This window comes from Novosphingobium sp. PASSN1, assembly GCF_002278815.1.
Window position 1 is genome coordinate 138,062 of record NZ_NKIS01000007.1, and the last position, 15,286, is coordinate 153,347.

Here is a 15,286-nt window from a genome sequence, read left to right on the forward strand (position 1 = left end):
CGGGGGCATCGAGCCCCACGCGCCGCCGGGGTCATCACTTAAGTCGCAGACAGTCGCTTTATTGCGGTGTCGATGCCAAGCGTCATCGACACGCGCAGCAACTGCTTGAGCTGTGCCGGTTCGAGGACTTCAGCACCGCAATCGAGCAACACTTTGCCGAGATCGGCGGCAGCCTCCTCGCGCAGACGCGCCTCGCGGCTAACAAGTTCATCGCGCTCTGCCCGAAGCTTCAGAAGGGCATCGCGCGCACTGGGTTTTGACCGGGCCATATCAGGGTCCTTTCGATCTGGCCGTTGGACCCCTCCGCTCACAATCTTGCCATGTCGGCGCTGCGTTTCAAGGGGGCAAACCGTAATCCCGATCGTTGCGGCTAACCGAGAGGTTGGAAGGTTCTCTCGCAGAGGTGGCCAAGCGTGATGGTGCCTTTGGGTCCGCGTCAAGGACGACGGGGCCCCACCATTTTGCCGGGACGAGCCCGACAAAATCGTTGCCCCCATCGCCGCTTCGCGGCCGCGCTTACGCGCGGTCCCTGACCCGGCCCGTCGGCACCATCGCGAGCACCCCTGATGCGACGCATCGTTATCAGGAGAAGAAAGCCATGTTCGTTTCAGCACACGCAGCGCATGCCGAGGTTCAGGTGGCGTTTGACACCAGCAGCGCTTGGATTGCGGCCCTCGATCAGGCCCATGCCCGGGCCCAGCACAGCTACTTCACCCAGTACGTCCTAACCGATGGGCAGACTGGCTATCTGGTCATCGATGAGGGGGACTATGGCGCGCTGCCGGCTGATCTCGAAGGGCGGGTTATCGACGCGGTCCGGGGCAAACTCAGCGACGAGTTCTAGAGGCTGGTTAGCACCACGCAGGGAGGGCGTCCGCCAGGGCGCTCTCCCTTTTTCTTTGCTCACTCACCTTCTCGTCCTGCCTGCATAAGGCGTATTTTGGAGCCAGTAAGGTATGCGGCAGAAAAATCCCCGCCGAACCACTTGGGCTCGGCGGGGCTAAGGTCAAGGGTACCGGAATGGTGCCCTTCGGGTCGCACTATTTGTCTAGCATCGTTCTAGTTGCATCAAAGTGACGAATGTCACTCGGTCGGAAATGGGACGCGAATCCGGGCAGCAAGAACAGTCGGGGCGATACCAAGTTCGGCAGTCATTTCTGCGGCTGGATCGCTGTCCACCGTTAACGTCTGAAAGTTCGCATCGTAGCTGACCGCGAGCCAATTTTCCGGGCCGAAGGGGACAGACCAGGCCCGCGCCTGAGGGCAACCGGGGTTCCTGCAATCCTGGTTTCCTGATGCCGATTGTCCATCATGCCAAGCGTTTGGAACCACGCTGCAAAGGGGGGGAAGTGGGCACACCCTACGCGACTTGTCGCAGGTGGGAAGTATCAGAAATAGATGCCAAAATTTGTGATTTCGATCCCTTTGGCGCGTTTCCGTCACATTGACCTGCAAGGCGCTTTAGCACGTCAATCTACCGTACAGGGAGGCGAATTCGGCGCGGTTCCTTGCCTCCAATGTTCTTGACATGTTCCAAATGCCGACGTAATCTGCCCATCACTTTCGCAGAGTGACCAGGCTCCTTCACTTGAAGGAATCTGTCGAATGTCACGTCCCAAATGTCTCCAAGCCTACGTCTCTGACGAGCTTGCTACCCGTGCCCGCGCAGCAGCTTCTGCCAACGGGCTCGCGCTCAGCGAATGGCTGCGCACAGTCATCGTCCGCGCCTGCGATAGCGACCTCTCGGTCGCCAGTGATCGCAGCGTCATGCTCCGGCTCTACCGCCAGTCGCTCTTCGCCATGGTTGGGGTTGATGCCCTCCTCGCGGGCCATAGCGATCATGCTTTGCGCGAGCGGGTGCATACCGCTTTCGCTGCCCGCTGCCGCGCCGCCGGCGTCGCTGAAACGACTGACGAGGGAGGCAGCCATGAAGCGTGACCTCGGCAATTTCACTCGCGGTAGCCAGCTCATCGAGCACTTCGGCTTCATGTTCGCAGCGGGTCTGAAAGGACCGCTAATCATTTCCCTCATCGTTATGTGCTGGATGACCTGGTGGACCGTCTCGGAAGGCATGTCCGACCACGAAGTCTACCTCGCGTGGATGCATGTCTACGGCGTCGGCTACCGCTTCATGGAGTTCGATCCGGCGCACGATGTGACGGTCCGGACAGCGTGGGGAAGGGCCGTGACCTTTCCCATTTCGCTGCTCGATATCTACCCGCCGGTGGTGCGCGCCTGGCATCATTTGCTAAAGCTGGTCGGCATCGCTCTGGCCTGGTCGAGCGTGATCCTAGTGCCGGTGTTTGTGGCGTGGGTCTGGTTCGCGTCGCGGTTTGGCGGCAAGGCCAAGGAACGCCAGCATGAGCGCGGCGCCAAGCTGACGAGTCTCCACGATCTCGAAACCCGGATCCGGAGGCACAACAAGGCAGAGCAGCGCAAGGAGTGGGGCGCGAAGCTCGGCAACGAGTGGCGCTTTTGCAGTGCTGCACAACTCGCACGCGCGTTTCCCTATCGGCCTTCGAGCATTGCCGGGGTGACCTATCCTTGGCGGCTGGAACAGAGCCACGCCATGCTCATCGGCACCACCGGCATGGGCAAGACCGTTGCGCTCTCGGACATGATCGAGGAGGCCCGGGAGCGCGGACACCGCGCGGTGATCTTTGACCTCACCGGACACTTCATTGAGCACTTCTACGATGCCTCGCGCGACGTAATCCTCAATCCGCTCGATGCGCGCTGCCCACGCTGGAGTGTGTTCGACGAGTGCCGCGACGAGGCCGAGTTCACGGCCGCTGCCGAGGCGCTGGTGCCCCACGATGGGGGCGGCTCGGAACAGTTCTGGGTGCTCGCCGCGCGCCTGCTGTTCGTCGAGATGTGCCTCAAGCTCCGCGCCCGCGGCGCCGACAGCAACGACGCTCTGGCGAGGGAGCTGATGACGGCAGACCTCGCCCAAGTGCACAAGCTCATGCGCGGCACAATCGCCGATCCGCTGACCGCACCCGAGGCCGCTCGCATGGCGGAATCCATCCGCGCGGTGTTCAATGCGAATGCCAAGGCTCTCAAGATGCTCCCCCGAAAGGGGAAGCCTTTCTCGATGCGCAAATGGATCGAGAGCACCGATGACGGTGGTGGGTTCGTCTTCATTTCGGCTCGCTACGTCGATCTCAGCGTGTGCTCGCAGCTCCTCACCGTCTGGCTGGACCTGGCGATGAACACGCTGATGACCCTCGATCGCACCCGCGATCTGCGCATCTGGTTCTTCATCGACGAACTGGGGGCGCTCCACCGCCTCCCTGCGCTCGAGAAGGGCCTCCAGACCGCGCGCAATTTTGGCGGCGCGATCGTCACCGGCATCCACGCCTATGCCAAGCTGAAGGAAGTCTACGGCGACAACATGGCAATGACCTTGTCCTCGCTTGCCCGAACCAAACTCGTTCTCGGGACCGGCGATACCGACACCGCCACTTGGTGCTCCGACTTCATCGGCCAGAGAGAGGTGCGGGACATGGACGAGGGTTACACCTACGGTTTCAACAATGCCCGTGATGCCGTCAGCCTGACCACGCGGCGGCATATCCAGCGGCTGCTCCTTCCCGACGACATCAAAGACCTGCCTCGCCTTGTCGGGTACCTCAAGTTTCCCGATGGCTTTCCCGCAGCGGAGGTCAAACTCACGCCGGTCGACCGTCCGATGCGTTCGAAAGCGTTCATTCGCAGGGCAGCTGATCCCTTCCCGAATCGGCCGATTGCGCGAGAATTGGCGGATGGAAGCACCGGCGAGGACTGGACGGGATCCTCGGCTCAGGAGCACCCGTCATCCAATGATGATGGTGCGGGCAGAAGGCTCGATCCGCGCCAGGGTCTGCTGCCGCTTGTTCCCCGCGAGCCGGAGAACGGTGAGGGTGACGAGCGCGTCCAGCATCGCGGCAGTCTGACGGATCAGGCCGCTGATATCGGTCTGGCGAAGGGGGATGCTACCAGCCCAGGTGTGCCGCGCGAGGGTCAATCGGCAGACGAGATGGCGGGCGTTCAAGGTGCAGGGTCTGTGCCGACCCGCGGTACCAGCCCGGAAGCTGCGAAGGCCAGTGGCGACAGTGAAGTGCCGGACAAGTCGGCGCCAATCTATGGCAGGTCGTCGGCAACTGACACCAATCCGGCGCAATCAGATCAGCCCCTTTCAGAAGCACCCCTGGCGCTGACCGACCCCCGCCGGATGGCACTCGAAGGGGACGCATCTGAGGTGCGTCATACACCTCGCGAGGCTCGCGATGTCGGAGAGTTCGACATCGAGATCTGAAGCGTCAGCTTCCTCTGATCGAGGTCCCTGCCAATGCTGTCCGTTGCCAATGTCCGAACTGCCGGTGGAGCTGCCCGCTATTTTGCCGCCGACAACTACTACACCCGCGCTGATGCCGATCGTTCGGGTGAATGGTTGGGCAAAGGCGCGGACAAGCTGGGGCTTTCCGGCGAAGTCGATGCCAAGACCTTCGAGGAAATCCTCAAGGGGTTTCTGCCCAATGGGACCCGCCTTGGCACCGACAAGCGCGAACACCGGGCAGGAACCGACCTAACGTTCTCGATGCCCAAGAGCTGGTCGCTGCTCGCCCTCGTGGGCGGCGACCGGCGCATCCTCGAGGCCTACACCGAGGCGGTCAAGGAGACGCTCACATGGGCCGAACGCAATCTCGCCGAGACCCGCATCGAGGTGCGCGGCAAGGACAAGGCCGTCGCGACCGGCAACCTGACCGTCGCGTTCTTCATGCACGATACGAACCGCAATAAAGAGCCCAACGCGCATATCCACGCGGTGGTCGCCAATGCGACGCAGGGTCCCGACGGCAAGTGGCGCGCCCTGCGCAATGACAAGCTGTGGGAGCACAACACCCTGCTCAACGCGATGACGATGGCGCGCTTCCGGCTCTCGGTCGAACGCCTTGGCTATGAGGTTGGTGAGGTCGGGAAGCACGGCAACTTCGAAGCGGTCGGTGTCCCGAAATCCGTGCGCGAGGTCTTCAGCTCGCGCCGTGCCGAGGTGCTCGATGCTGTCTCCAGAATGGAGCACAAGGGGCCTCGTGCGACCGATGCCGCGACCTTGATGACCCGCGCCGAGAAGTCGCCGGTCGAGGACCGTTCTGCGCTTGTCAGCTCTTGGAAGGAAAGGGCAAAATCCATCGGCTTCGATCCTTCTGCTGTCATGGCGAGGGCGAATGCGCGCGCGGCGCAGGGCCTCGGCGAGGTTGGCAAGCTGACCTCGATCGTGCGCGGGACCGTTACCAGGGCGCAGGTCCTTGCGGCCGCGCTCGCCGAGCGCTTTGGGCTCAGGGAAGGCGATCCGCAGATGCCTCGGGATCTCGCCAAGCGGTCGCCCGAACAGGTCGCGGCAGCCCACGCTGTGGCGTCCGCGGTGCGGCATCTCGCCGAGCGCGAAGCAGCGTTCTCGAAAGTCGATCTCTACCGGGCGGCGCTGGGCTTTGGCCTTCCAGCAGCCTTGCCGGCGATCGAGCAGCGGGTGCAACAGCTCGCGCGGCAAGGCGCGCTGCAGCGCGGTGCCGGGGTCAACCAGGGCATGCTGACCACGAAAGACGCGGTCGCATCCGAGCAGCGCATCGTGGCCGCCGTGGATGAGGGCAGGGGGAAGGCATCGCCGATCATCACCGCCGATGCGGCCGGTGCGCGGCTGCAGAGCCTCTCGCAGATGCGGTATGGCATCAAGCTCAATGCCGGGCAGGAGGCTGCCGGACGTCTGCTGCTGGGTTCGACCAACCGGATTGTTGCGATTCAGGGCGTCGCCGGCGCCGGCAAGAGTACGGTGCTCAAGCCTGTAGCCGACATCCTGCGCGAGGAGGGCAGGGTGGTGCTGGGCCTCGCCGTGCAGAACACTCTGGTGCAGATGCTCGAGCGCGACACCGGCATCCCGTCGATGACCGTCGCGCGGTTTCTGCGCCGCCATCAGGGCCTGCTGGAGGGTGGTGATCCAGCCCGTCTCGCCGAGGCCCGGGCGGATATGAAAGGCGCCGTGATTCTGCTCGACGAGGCCTCGATGGTCGGCAACGCCGACAAGGAAAAGCTGGTCCTTCTCGCCAATCTTCTCGGTGTCGACCGCTTCGCCAGCATCGGTGATCGCAAGCAGCTGGGCGCGGTCGATGCAGGCAAGCCTTTCGATGTCATGCAGCGCTCCGGCATCGAAACAGCGACGATGGATGCCAACATCCGCGCCCGCACCAAGGCCTTGCGTGCTGCGCAGCAGGCAGCTCAGGGCGGGCGGATCGATGACGCGCTACGGCACCTCGGCAAGAATGTCGTCGAGGTCGGTGAAGGGGCATCGATCGAGGCGGCGGCGGCGTGGCTCTCGCTTGCGCCTGTCGAGCGCGAGCGAACTGCGATCTATGCCTCTGGCCGTGCTCTGCGCAGCGAGGTCAATGCCGCTGTTCAGATCGGGCTAAAGGCCAATGGCGAACTGGGTCAGACGGCACTGAGGCTGGACGTGCTCTCACGCGTCAACACAACGCGCGAGGAGCTGCGCTATGCATCCAGCTATCGCCCGGGGATGGTCGCCGTACTCGACCGCGACAATCGGGCGCAAAAGCTAGGGAAGGGGACATACACGGTCATCGAGAGTGACCGGCAGCGGGGGTCGGTGACCTTGGAGGGTGAAGGCGGGAAGCACACAGTGCTGAGGGTCGATCGCCTTCGTCCCAATGGTGACTACGATCCGCTACGGCTGTTCGTAGTCAAGCGCCTGGACCTCCATGCAGGAGACCGCATTCGCTGGACTGAGACCGACCACAGACGAGGGCTCATCAATGCCGACCAAGCGCGTATCACCGCGATCGGCCGGGATACAGTATCGCTGGTGACCTCGACGGGCATTGCGCATGATCTGCCGGCCAGCGATCCGATGCTGAAGCGGCTTGATCTGGCTTATGCGCTCAATGCCCATATGGCGCAGGGGCTCACGTCAGACCGCGGCATCGCGGTGATGGACAGCCGCGAACGCAATCTCTCGAACCAGCAAACTTTCCTCGTGACCGTCACCCGCCTGCGCGATGGGCTAACCCTCTTCGTCAACGATGCCTCGCAGCTTGGCGCGGCCATCGCTCGCAACACGGGCATGAAGCGTTCTGCCCTTGAAACCGTGGGCCTGCTGCGCGAGGCAGCCGCTTCCGGTCTTGCGAGAGGGAAATCCGAGGTAGCGCTGCAGAGCGAGCCTCCCGTGCTCAAGGAACCGCCCGAGCGCGAGAAGGCGATGGTCAAGCCATTCGAGATGGGGATCTGAACGGGGCGAGATCAGACCTTGCGGCCGAACCAGAGCACACGGCCAACGATGTTCACCGAGCGGCGGTCCAGCCCCTGCCAGCTGGGATAGGCCGCATTATCGCTGACCACCGAGATCTTCCGCCCCTGCGGCTCGATCGCGATGCGCTTGACGTTGAGCGCGCCGTCCATGCGCAGGACATAGATCCCGTCACGCAGCTTTGATTGCTCGTCCGACACATCGACCAGCACCTCATCGCCGTCGTGCAGGGTCGGCTCCATCGAGTCGCCGGTCACCTTGATGATGGAGAGGTTGGTGGGCTTGGCCTGGGTCAGCTTGCGCAGCCACTTGTCGTCGAACCCGAACTGGCCGGCCTTGGCTTCGCTACCGGCAAGCGCGCCGTGACCCGCCGAGGCTTCGACATCGAGCACCGGGATCTGCACCAACTGCACGATCGGAGTGGCCAAAGCAGTCGGTCCGCCCAGAACCGCCTCATCGACCCCAAAGAACTGGGCGAGGATATGCCGGTCCCGTTCGTCTAGGTGGCGCGGACTGCCTTTGCGGAGGAACTGCTGGATGTAGGATACGTTGCGGCCGAGCAGGCGGGAGATCGACGAGTAGTTGACGCCGCGCTGGCGGATCAAGTCGTCGAGAACTGCGCGTGGATCGTTCATGGTCTGCGTTCCTGCGATTCTAGGATTCTATCCTAGGGCTAGGAAGTATCCTTACATGGAACAAAAAGTGAACTCAAGATGGTTTCGACGATCGACAGTGTACCTTGCAACCTTCAGGCACGATCAAACCTGGGCGTTCACGTGAGGCCGATGTTCCATCGTGTGAGGGCTCGCAAAACGACTGAGGTATCTTGTTGGCGCAAGTGCGATCACTGCTTCGTTGGTGATCCGTGCCCAACAGAAAGTTCAGAAATCCGGCGCGCAATCGCCTGCCAGGTCGCGATGCCATTGTTGTCACCGACGAGTACGAGCGCACCGATCTGTTCGGCAACAAAGAGCGCTGCCTCATCGCCGTGGCTCTTGAGGACCTCGTTGGCACAGGCCCAGAGCTCCCAGTCGCTCAGCATCAGCCAATCGTGCTGATTGCAGCCGCAACGGTTGCGTACAGACCGTAGGCAACCAGCGCGGCTGCTGCCAGAAACTCGAGGCGCAGTTTGAATGCCTGCGGGCGAATCTGACCTGCAACCCGGATATGGTCGCAAACCAGCCCATTGAACCCAGCGCGTTGCCCGATGACCTCGACCTGTGATCCGATAAGCTTGCGGGCAGCGCGGCTGTCTTCGAGCTCCCAGATGCCGCCGCTATCGGCTTTTAGGACAAGGCCGTTGGGACCGTGTTGGATCGTGCCGGTGAGGTGCTCCATGCTGCTCACTTACAGGCTGGACCTTTCCAGTAGTGGTCCCAGCGCAGGACCGTTCCGGTTTTTATCATCGCGCAGGAGAGATCGGCCCCAGACGGGAAGCGGCACCAGGCGGCTGTCCTGCTGCCGCCCGCTGACCCCACCGACTGGCAGACCAAGCGAGGCCCAGCTACAATGACGTGTCCGGTCTCGATTGTTCCGCGCGGTCCGCCGAACAACTGGACCATAGCGTCGCGTGCTTCGATCGCCGTTGCGGCGGGACACGGCTGATTTGAGCGGCAAGTGCCGTCCATCTCCCGCGCCGCAATACCGCCAATGCGGAGGTGTGGACCCTCAGCGCACCAAACCGGCCCGTCTCCATCGTACACATGCGTGGGGGTGCAAGTGAACGTCTGGCCTGCGGAGACGACAGCTGCCGCAAGGGCTAGAAACATGGTTGTGGCGCTCCATCTATCGCCCAATCTTGCCATTGGCGCTCGGGAAAGTCATCCAAAACTCGGACAATCTGGCGTGAGCGGGTCAAGCAAGTGACGATGCCGGTTGGACGGCGATGAGTGACCTGCCGTATTCATTCACATATCGCAATCTGGGCTGCGACCGTCGGAACTGGCCAAAGGCAGCCGCTGGGAATAGGCTTCAGACTGAAAAGCAGGGCCAGCCGGTGACCGATGATGTAATCGCCTCTTATGATGCGCAGTCTGCCGAATTGGCCGAGCGCTATGACCAGCCAAGCCTGCTTGCATCATACCAGCCCGTCGAGGCTTTGCTCGAGCCTCGAGGCGAAAATCCGCTCGCGCTCGACATCGGAGCTGGGGCCGGGCGTGAGGCGCGTTGGCTGAAGACCCTTGGCTACGAAGTCGTGGCCGTTGAACCATCGAGCGGCATGCGTAGAGAAGGCGAACGGCGGCACTCGGGCGAAGGAATACGCTGGCTGGATGACCGGCTTCCTGGCTTGCTGAGACTTCACGGACTTGGGCTTTCGTTCGATCTGATCCTGTTGTCCGCCGTTTGGCAGCATGTGGCACCAACCGATCGCCAGCGGGCGTTCCGTAAGATGTCAGCGCTCCTGAAGCCTGGCGGATTGCTTCTCATGACCCTCAGGCAGGGACCAGCGCCATCCGACCGGCCGATGCATGTTGTGACGCTTGGCGAAGTCGAGGCACTTGCCAGAGGCCATGGGCTTGAAGTCCTGAAAGTGGTCGGTCAGGCGGATGAGCTTGCGAGACCAGATGTGCACTGGATCACGGTGGTCTTGCGAATGCCGGATGAGGGCACAGGAGCGCTACCGCTCATCCGGGGGATCATTCTCGCAGATGACAAGTCTTCGACCTACAAGCTCGGACTGCTGCGGGCGATAGCGAGGGTCGCTGAGCATGCTCCCGCAGCCGCCAAAATGGCAATCGATGACCTTGACGCTGTCGATGTCCCTTTGGGTCTTGTCGGGCTTTTCTGGATCCGGATGTACCTCCCGCTTGTCCAGACTGGCTTGCCACAGGCACCGCGCAATCGAGGGCCGGACGGCCTAGGCTTTGCGCGTCAGGGTTTCAGAGCGCTTATGGGCCTAGGGTTCGCAGCAGCTGATTTGCGAGTAGGCGCACAGTTTCGGGATGAGCGGGCCCAGGCAGTCGGGGCTGCGATAACCGACGCGGTTCGAACAATCGTTGCGATGCCGTCAAATTTCATCACGCTACCGGGAACGGGCGCGCAGGTTTTTCGGGCGAGCAAGCTCAGGGCGCCCAAGCCTGAGGAGGTCATCGCGCTGGATTTGCAAACCTTGGGGTCGTGGGGCAGCCTTCGCATTCCGGGCCATATCTGGCGCACCATGTCCCGCCTTGGGGTCTGGATCGAACCGGTTCTCGTCACAGAGTGGGTGCGTTTGATTCGGGCCTATGCCGAGAGACAAGGCATCGTTGTCCCCGCCGGTCAGGCCGAAGTGGCGCTCGCATGGGAGGAACCTGTCCGCGACACGGCCATTGGACGTACAGTAGCTTTGCAGATTTTGGACAGGGGAGGGCGGCTCTCCTGTTGCTGGAGCAACAAGGAACTCAAGCCGGCGGTGCTCGATATCGACCACTGCTTGCCTTGGACTCTCTGGCCATGCAGCGACCTCTGGAACCTGCTACCCAGCGACCGGCGCGTCAACCAGCATCAAAAGCGCGATCGGATCCCGTCAGCCGCTCGGATGCAGGACGCGCGGGGGCGGATCATTGGGTGGTGGTCAGATGCTTGGCTGGGTGATCGCGCATTGGCGGAGCGATTCTGTCGGGAAGTCGGTGCAGCGCTTCCGGTACAGAACGCCGATGATCTGGAGGATGTCTTTGACGGAGTGAGTTGGCGACGTCTGCGTTTAAGACAGGACCAGCAAGCGCCCGAATGGAGCGGATAGAGCCCCATGGCAAAAATCCTGATTGGGCAGGGTCTCGGGCAATGGTTTGTAACGCATCGGCAGGTATCGACACTTGACCCGTCGACGCTGACGGTGGATGTTCTGCGGTATTCAATTTTGGGGACGTTTATGTCGAGAAGGAATTTCCTGAAGCCGTTTGCGCTTACCGTCGGCACCCTGCTCGCATCCGCGCAGGCCCAAGCATCTGCGCCTCAGTTTGAGAATGCCGTTGCACAGGTCCAGCGTGTTTCCGCGGCAACCGACATGGCGGATTTGACCTTGGCTGTTTCGACCGATGTAGTGACGGCGAATGCTCAGCATGCAAGTCATGCCAGCCATTCGAGCCACTCCAGTCATGCCAGCCATTCCAGTCACAGCTCGCATTCCTCCAGCTCCTACTGAGTTGTGCAATCGGACAAGGTCGCAACGCCTGTTGAACAGGCCATGCAACACGTTTCGCTTTGCGCTTCGGCATATTCGATCGAAGCAGTTCATCGAGCTGCTTACGCCCTGATGGCCACAATCGATGTGCGTATTCTGGCGACTGAGCCGGAGATTCTTTGCGAGCTTCGCGCACTGGACAAGGGTATGAATGCGGCTGACGCCGACCTGAGGTTCCGCCGAGAAGTCACCGATCACCAGTTACGCATGGCGATCGAGGAGCGCACGAGCGGGTATCGTGATCTGATTCTGGGCCTCGCCTTTTCAAAGACCGGTTTGCTGGGTGGCTAAGTTTCGTGAGGCTGAAGCGTTTGATAGCTCAGCCAACTCAGCTTACACGATGCTGCCTTGGCGATTCACAGCGTTGGATGGGAACGATCGCTATGTTGCGACCAACCTCGTCGGCGAACATCTGGTCCTTGACCGCGAGACTATTGGAAAGTTTGCGCGACGGGAGTTGGCTCCGGCAGACCCCGCCTACGACGAGTTGAAGGCTCGCCATTTTCTCATCGACGACGACACAAATGTGGCGGTTGATCTGCTGGCACTCAAGGTCAGAACTAAGCTGGCACCACTCGCAAACTTTACCGCGCTTCACATTTTCGTCGTTACCTTGCGTTGCGAGCACAGCTGCCCGTATTGTCAGGTCTCCCGCGCAAACAATGATCGCGGCGAGTTCGACATGTCGCGCGAGACCGCACTTAAATCCCTAGACCTCGTTTTCCGTTCACCTTCACCGGCGCTCAAGATCGAATTCCAGGGCGGGGAGTCCTTGCTCAATCTTCCCCTGATCAAGCTGATCGTTGAAGAAGCCAAACGCCGCAACGAGACAGCCCGGCGCGAGCTCGCCTTCGTCGTGGCAACCAATCTTGCTGTCTTGGACGATGAAGCGCTCGCCTTCTGTAAAGCTGAAAACATCCTGGTTTCCACATCGCTTGATGGGCCAGCAGAACTTCATAATGCGAACCGGCCGCGGCCTGGCAGAGATTCTCATCAGCGCGCCGTCGATGGCATACATCGGGCCCGAGGCGTCCTTGGGCATTACAATGTCGGCGCACTTATGACGACGACCTCGGCCAGCCTCAACCAGGTCAAAGCTATCATCGACGAGTACCTTCGGTTGGACTTTGGCGGCATCTTTCTTCGCCCGTTGTCCCCCTACGGGTTCGCCATCAAGACGAAGTCCTATGCCGCATACAGCCGCGAGCGCTGGTTGGAATTCTACTTTGAGGGTCTCGACTATATCATTTCGCTGAATCGGCAGGGCTTCGATTTCATTGAGCACTATGCTGCCATGGTCCTCAAGAAGATGCTGACCCCGCTGCAGACAAGCTATGTCGACCTGATGAGCCCTGCGGGCATTGGCATCGCAGCCATCGTCTACAATTACGACGGTACAGTCTACGCCTCGGATGAAAGTCGCATGCTCGCTGAGATGGGCGATCAGACATTTGCGCTTGGCAACGTACATCGTGATTCTTTCGAGGACATCATGCTCGGTGATGCGCTGCTTGAGCCGCTGACGCAGTCATTCGCGGGCTCCGTACCTGGATGTTCTTCTTGTGCTTTCGAGCCATGGTGCGGAGCGGATCCCGTGTTTCACCACGCCACTCAGGGTGACCCTGTGGGCAAGAAACCGCTTTCGGCGTTCTGTACCCGCAGTATGGCCCTTTTTCGCGGACTGATCACCCGAATGGAGGCCGATGACGATGTCCGGGCCTTGTTCGAAAAGTGGTCTAACCGAGCATGATGCCGCTTCGAGCCCGAGCGCTTGAATTTCTAGGTGCGTCGGCCGCTACGGCGGAGGTCATCCGGGTTTCGCTATCGGCGGACCGACCTGCCATCATCAGGGCCCAGGAAGGGTTTGTCGTTGGAACGGGTCCGGTCCCTGAAGGCTTCGCTTGGTATCTTCTTGCATCGGCTGACGACTTTCGACGCCTCCCCATCGACGCGCGTGCGGTGATTGCGCCGGCTCAGACCGTGTTTTTGGGCCAAGGGGACGTGATAGCCGTCGATCCGCTGCGCAAGGCGATCCGTGTGCTCTATCGGGGCAATTCGCCTTACAATCATTTTCTGCTCACGGAGCGATGCAACAATTATTGCCTGATGTGCTCACAGCCACCGCGCGATGTCGATGATGGCTGGATCGTCGATGAGGTGTTGCAGGCCATCCAACTTGTAAGCCGCGATGCTTTGGAGATCGGGTTCACTGGTGGTGAACCCACCTTATTGGGGGAACGCTTCCTTGAGCTGGTCCAAGCTGCGGCATCTTACCTACCTCGAACTGCACTCCATGTGCTGTCCAACGGACGGCGCTTCGCCGACGGTGCCTTTGCAGCCAAGCTTGGGGGTATTCGCCATCACGATCTGATGCTTGGCATCCCGGTTTACTCAGATCTCGCGCACCTCCATGACCATGTAGTCCAGGCCGATGGCGCATATGACGAGACCATCCGCGGCATTTTGGCGCTCAAGGCCAGCGGTGTCCGCGTAGAGATCCGAGTTGTGCTGCAAGCCCAAACGGTTGGCCGCTTGCCAAAACTGGCGCAGTTCATTGCCCGCAACCTCCTCTTTGTTGATCACGTCGCCCTGATGGGACTTGAGCCTACCGGCTTCGCGCGCGCCAACATGGAAAGCATCTGGTGCGATCCGGTCGACTATGCTGAGCAGCTGAGCTCGGCAGTGAGGACGCTATCCGGCGCTGGAATCAGGACATCTATCTACAACACCCAACTTTGCGTGATTCCGCCGGAAATTCGGTCATTTGCTCGTCGGTCGATAAGCGACTGGAAGCAAACCTACCTGCCTGAATGTGAAGGCTGTGAGGTGAAACAGGAATGCGCAGGTTTCTTTGCAAGTGTCGTCCATGGTCGGAGCCGAGGAATCAAGCCAATCGTTGCACCTACTTAGATGATCGCCCAGCTAACCAGACCTAGGCCATCGGACTTCAGCGAGATGGTCGAGAGGCAGACAGACTCTAACGGGCCTTCCTTAGGTGCATTTGCTCATGGGGAATGGGAGCATCTGCATCCCTCCACATCCGCATGATTTTTGGTTTACCGATGCGCGGCCTCTGCCTTACCTATTGATTATACAGGGGGTGCAGATGTCAAAGCTTTGGCGGGTTCTCGCGATTTTCGTCCTGATCATGTGCTCAACCCCTGCGGCTGCGCAGGAAAAGACAGGAGTGAAGCAGGGGTTTGAGCTCAAACCGGGAGCCGCAAGAATATTGCTGATTGAGCCTTCCGTTCGCGTAGGAGCGCAGTCGACCGGAGGCATGTTCGAACCCAATGCGGATTGGACTAGTCAGGCGAAGCAGAACATCGAGCGGGAGCTCGCGGCCATCCAAGGTCGGCTCGGCAATGTTGTTGACCGTCTTGAACTGGATGCAACTGACCAATCAGCCGATCTGAGGCGGTATCACGCTCTTTTTGGCGCCGTCGCGGATTCTGTCATCGAGTACCAGTTCTTTCCTGGGAACCGTCTGCCAACAAAGAAGAAAGACAAGCACGTGTTTGAGTGGTCGGTTGGGCCGGGGCTCAATACGCTCCATGCGTTGGAAGGCTATGACTATGTCCTGATGATCCGGACAAAGGACGCCTACGGTTCGACAGGCCGAAAACTTTTGCAATTCGCGGCAGCACTGGGCGGGATCGGCGTAAAGTCGGGTGAGCATGTCGGCATGGCTGGCCTGATTGACGTACGCACCGGCGATCTGGTCTGGCTCAACGCGGACCTGCAAATGGGTGGTGACGTCAGAACTGAAGAGGGAGCAAACAAGCGCGTTAGCCAGCTGCTTGAAGGGTTCCCTGGCCGGTCGGCTGAATAGG

The 15,286-nt window shown here is 60.8% G+C and carries 15 protein-coding genes; 10 read left to right on the plus strand and 5 right to left on the minus strand.

The window, feature by feature from the left end:
- Positions 1-38: 38 nt before the first annotated feature.
- A complete protein-coding gene (locus CFE35_RS22535; RefSeq protein ID WP_366557148.1) occupies positions 39-497 on the minus strand; it encodes a DUF6437 family protein in 459 nt (152 codons plus the stop codon).
- 101 nt (positions 498-598) lie between these two features.
- On the opposite strand from CFE35_RS22535, the gene CFE35_RS13245 reads away from it, so the two are divergent.
- The 4 genes from CFE35_RS13245 to mobF all read left to right on the plus strand — a co-directional run bounded on the left by CFE35_RS13245 (position 599) and on the right by mobF (position 7,276).
- Positions 599-844, plus strand: coding sequence for a hypothetical protein (locus CFE35_RS13245; RefSeq protein WP_292931104.1), 246 nt, complete (start codon positions 599-601; stop codon positions 842-844).
- Between the two features lie 761 nt (positions 845-1,605).
- Positions 1,606-1,938: a hypothetical protein gene (locus tag CFE35_RS13250; protein WP_292931106.1), complete on the plus strand. Its 333-nt coding sequence runs from the start codon at positions 1,606-1,608 to the stop codon at positions 1,936-1,938.
- A complete protein-coding gene (locus CFE35_RS13255; protein ID WP_292931108.1) occupies positions 1,928-4,297 on the plus strand; it encodes a type IV secretion system DNA-binding domain-containing protein in 2,370 nt (789 codons plus the stop codon). The genes CFE35_RS13250 and CFE35_RS13255 overlap by 11 nt, the downstream gene beginning before the upstream one ends.
- 33 nt (positions 4,298-4,330) lie before the next feature.
- Positions 4,331-7,276: a MobF family relaxase gene (mobF, locus tag CFE35_RS13260; RefSeq protein ID WP_292931109.1), complete on the plus strand. Its 2,946-nt coding sequence runs from the start codon at positions 4,331-4,333 to the stop codon at positions 7,274-7,276.
- Between the two features lie 11 nt (positions 7,277-7,287).
- Here the strand turns inward: mobF and CFE35_RS13265 are convergent, their stop codons facing one another.
- From CFE35_RS13265 to CFE35_RS13280, 4 genes are all read right to left on the minus strand, one after another.
- Complete coding sequence (locus CFE35_RS13265) at positions 7,288-7,929, minus strand: S24 family peptidase (protein WP_292931110.1); 642 nt, start codon at positions 7,927-7,929, stop codon at positions 7,288-7,290.
- A gap of 209 nt (positions 7,930-8,138) precedes the next feature.
- Positions 8,139-8,336 (minus strand): hypothetical protein, encoded by a 198-nt coding sequence (locus CFE35_RS13270; protein WP_292931111.1) that lies wholly within the window; start codon positions 8,334-8,336, stop codon positions 8,139-8,141.
- Positions 8,336-8,632 (minus strand): DUF5818 domain-containing protein, encoded by a 297-nt coding sequence (locus tag CFE35_RS13275; protein ID WP_292931112.1) that lies wholly within the window; start codon positions 8,630-8,632, stop codon positions 8,336-8,338. Before CFE35_RS13275 ends, CFE35_RS13270 begins: the two co-directional genes overlap by 1 nt.
- A gap of 5 nt (positions 8,633-8,637) precedes the next feature.
- Entirely contained in the window at positions 8,638-9,063 is a 426-nt protein-coding gene (locus CFE35_RS13280) for a hypothetical protein (protein WP_292931113.1), read from the minus strand.
- 227 nt (positions 9,064-9,290) lie between these two features.
- Between CFE35_RS13280 and CFE35_RS13285 the strand changes: the two genes are divergently transcribed.
- The 6 genes from CFE35_RS13285 (at position 9,291) to CFE35_RS13310 (ending at position 15,285) form a co-directional block, all read left to right on the plus strand.
- A complete protein-coding gene (locus CFE35_RS13285) occupies positions 9,291-11,015 on the plus strand; it encodes a methyltransferase domain-containing protein (RefSeq protein WP_292931115.1) in 1,725 nt (574 codons plus the stop codon).
- A 6-nt stretch (positions 11,016-11,021) separates the two neighbouring features.
- Entirely contained in the window at positions 11,022-11,417 is a 396-nt protein-coding gene (locus CFE35_RS13290; protein ID WP_292931117.1) for a hypothetical protein, read from the plus strand.
- A 42-nt stretch (positions 11,418-11,459) separates the two neighbouring features.
- Positions 11,460-11,747 carry a hypothetical protein gene (locus CFE35_RS13295; protein WP_292931118.1) on the plus strand — a complete coding sequence of 96 codons (288 nt, stop codon included), beginning with the start codon at positions 11,460-11,462 and terminating at the stop codon, positions 11,745-11,747.
- Positions 11,740-13,206 (plus strand): His-Xaa-Ser system radical SAM maturase HxsB, encoded by a 1,467-nt coding sequence (gene hxsB / locus CFE35_RS13300; RefSeq protein WP_292931120.1) that lies wholly within the window; start codon positions 11,740-11,742, stop codon positions 13,204-13,206. Before CFE35_RS13295 ends, hxsB begins: the two co-directional genes overlap by 8 nt.
- Positions 13,203-14,366 carry a His-Xaa-Ser system radical SAM maturase HxsC gene (hxsC, locus tag CFE35_RS13305; RefSeq protein ID WP_292931122.1) on the plus strand — a complete coding sequence of 388 codons (1,164 nt, stop codon included), beginning with the start codon at positions 13,203-13,205 and terminating at the stop codon, positions 14,364-14,366. Before hxsB ends, hxsC begins: the two co-directional genes overlap by 4 nt.
- Positions 14,367-14,562: 196 nt before the next feature.
- Positions 14,563-15,285 carry a hypothetical protein gene (locus CFE35_RS13310; protein WP_292931124.1) on the plus strand — a complete coding sequence of 241 codons (723 nt, stop codon included), beginning with the start codon at positions 14,563-14,565 and terminating at the stop codon, positions 15,283-15,285.
- Position 15,286 lies beyond the last annotated feature (1 nt).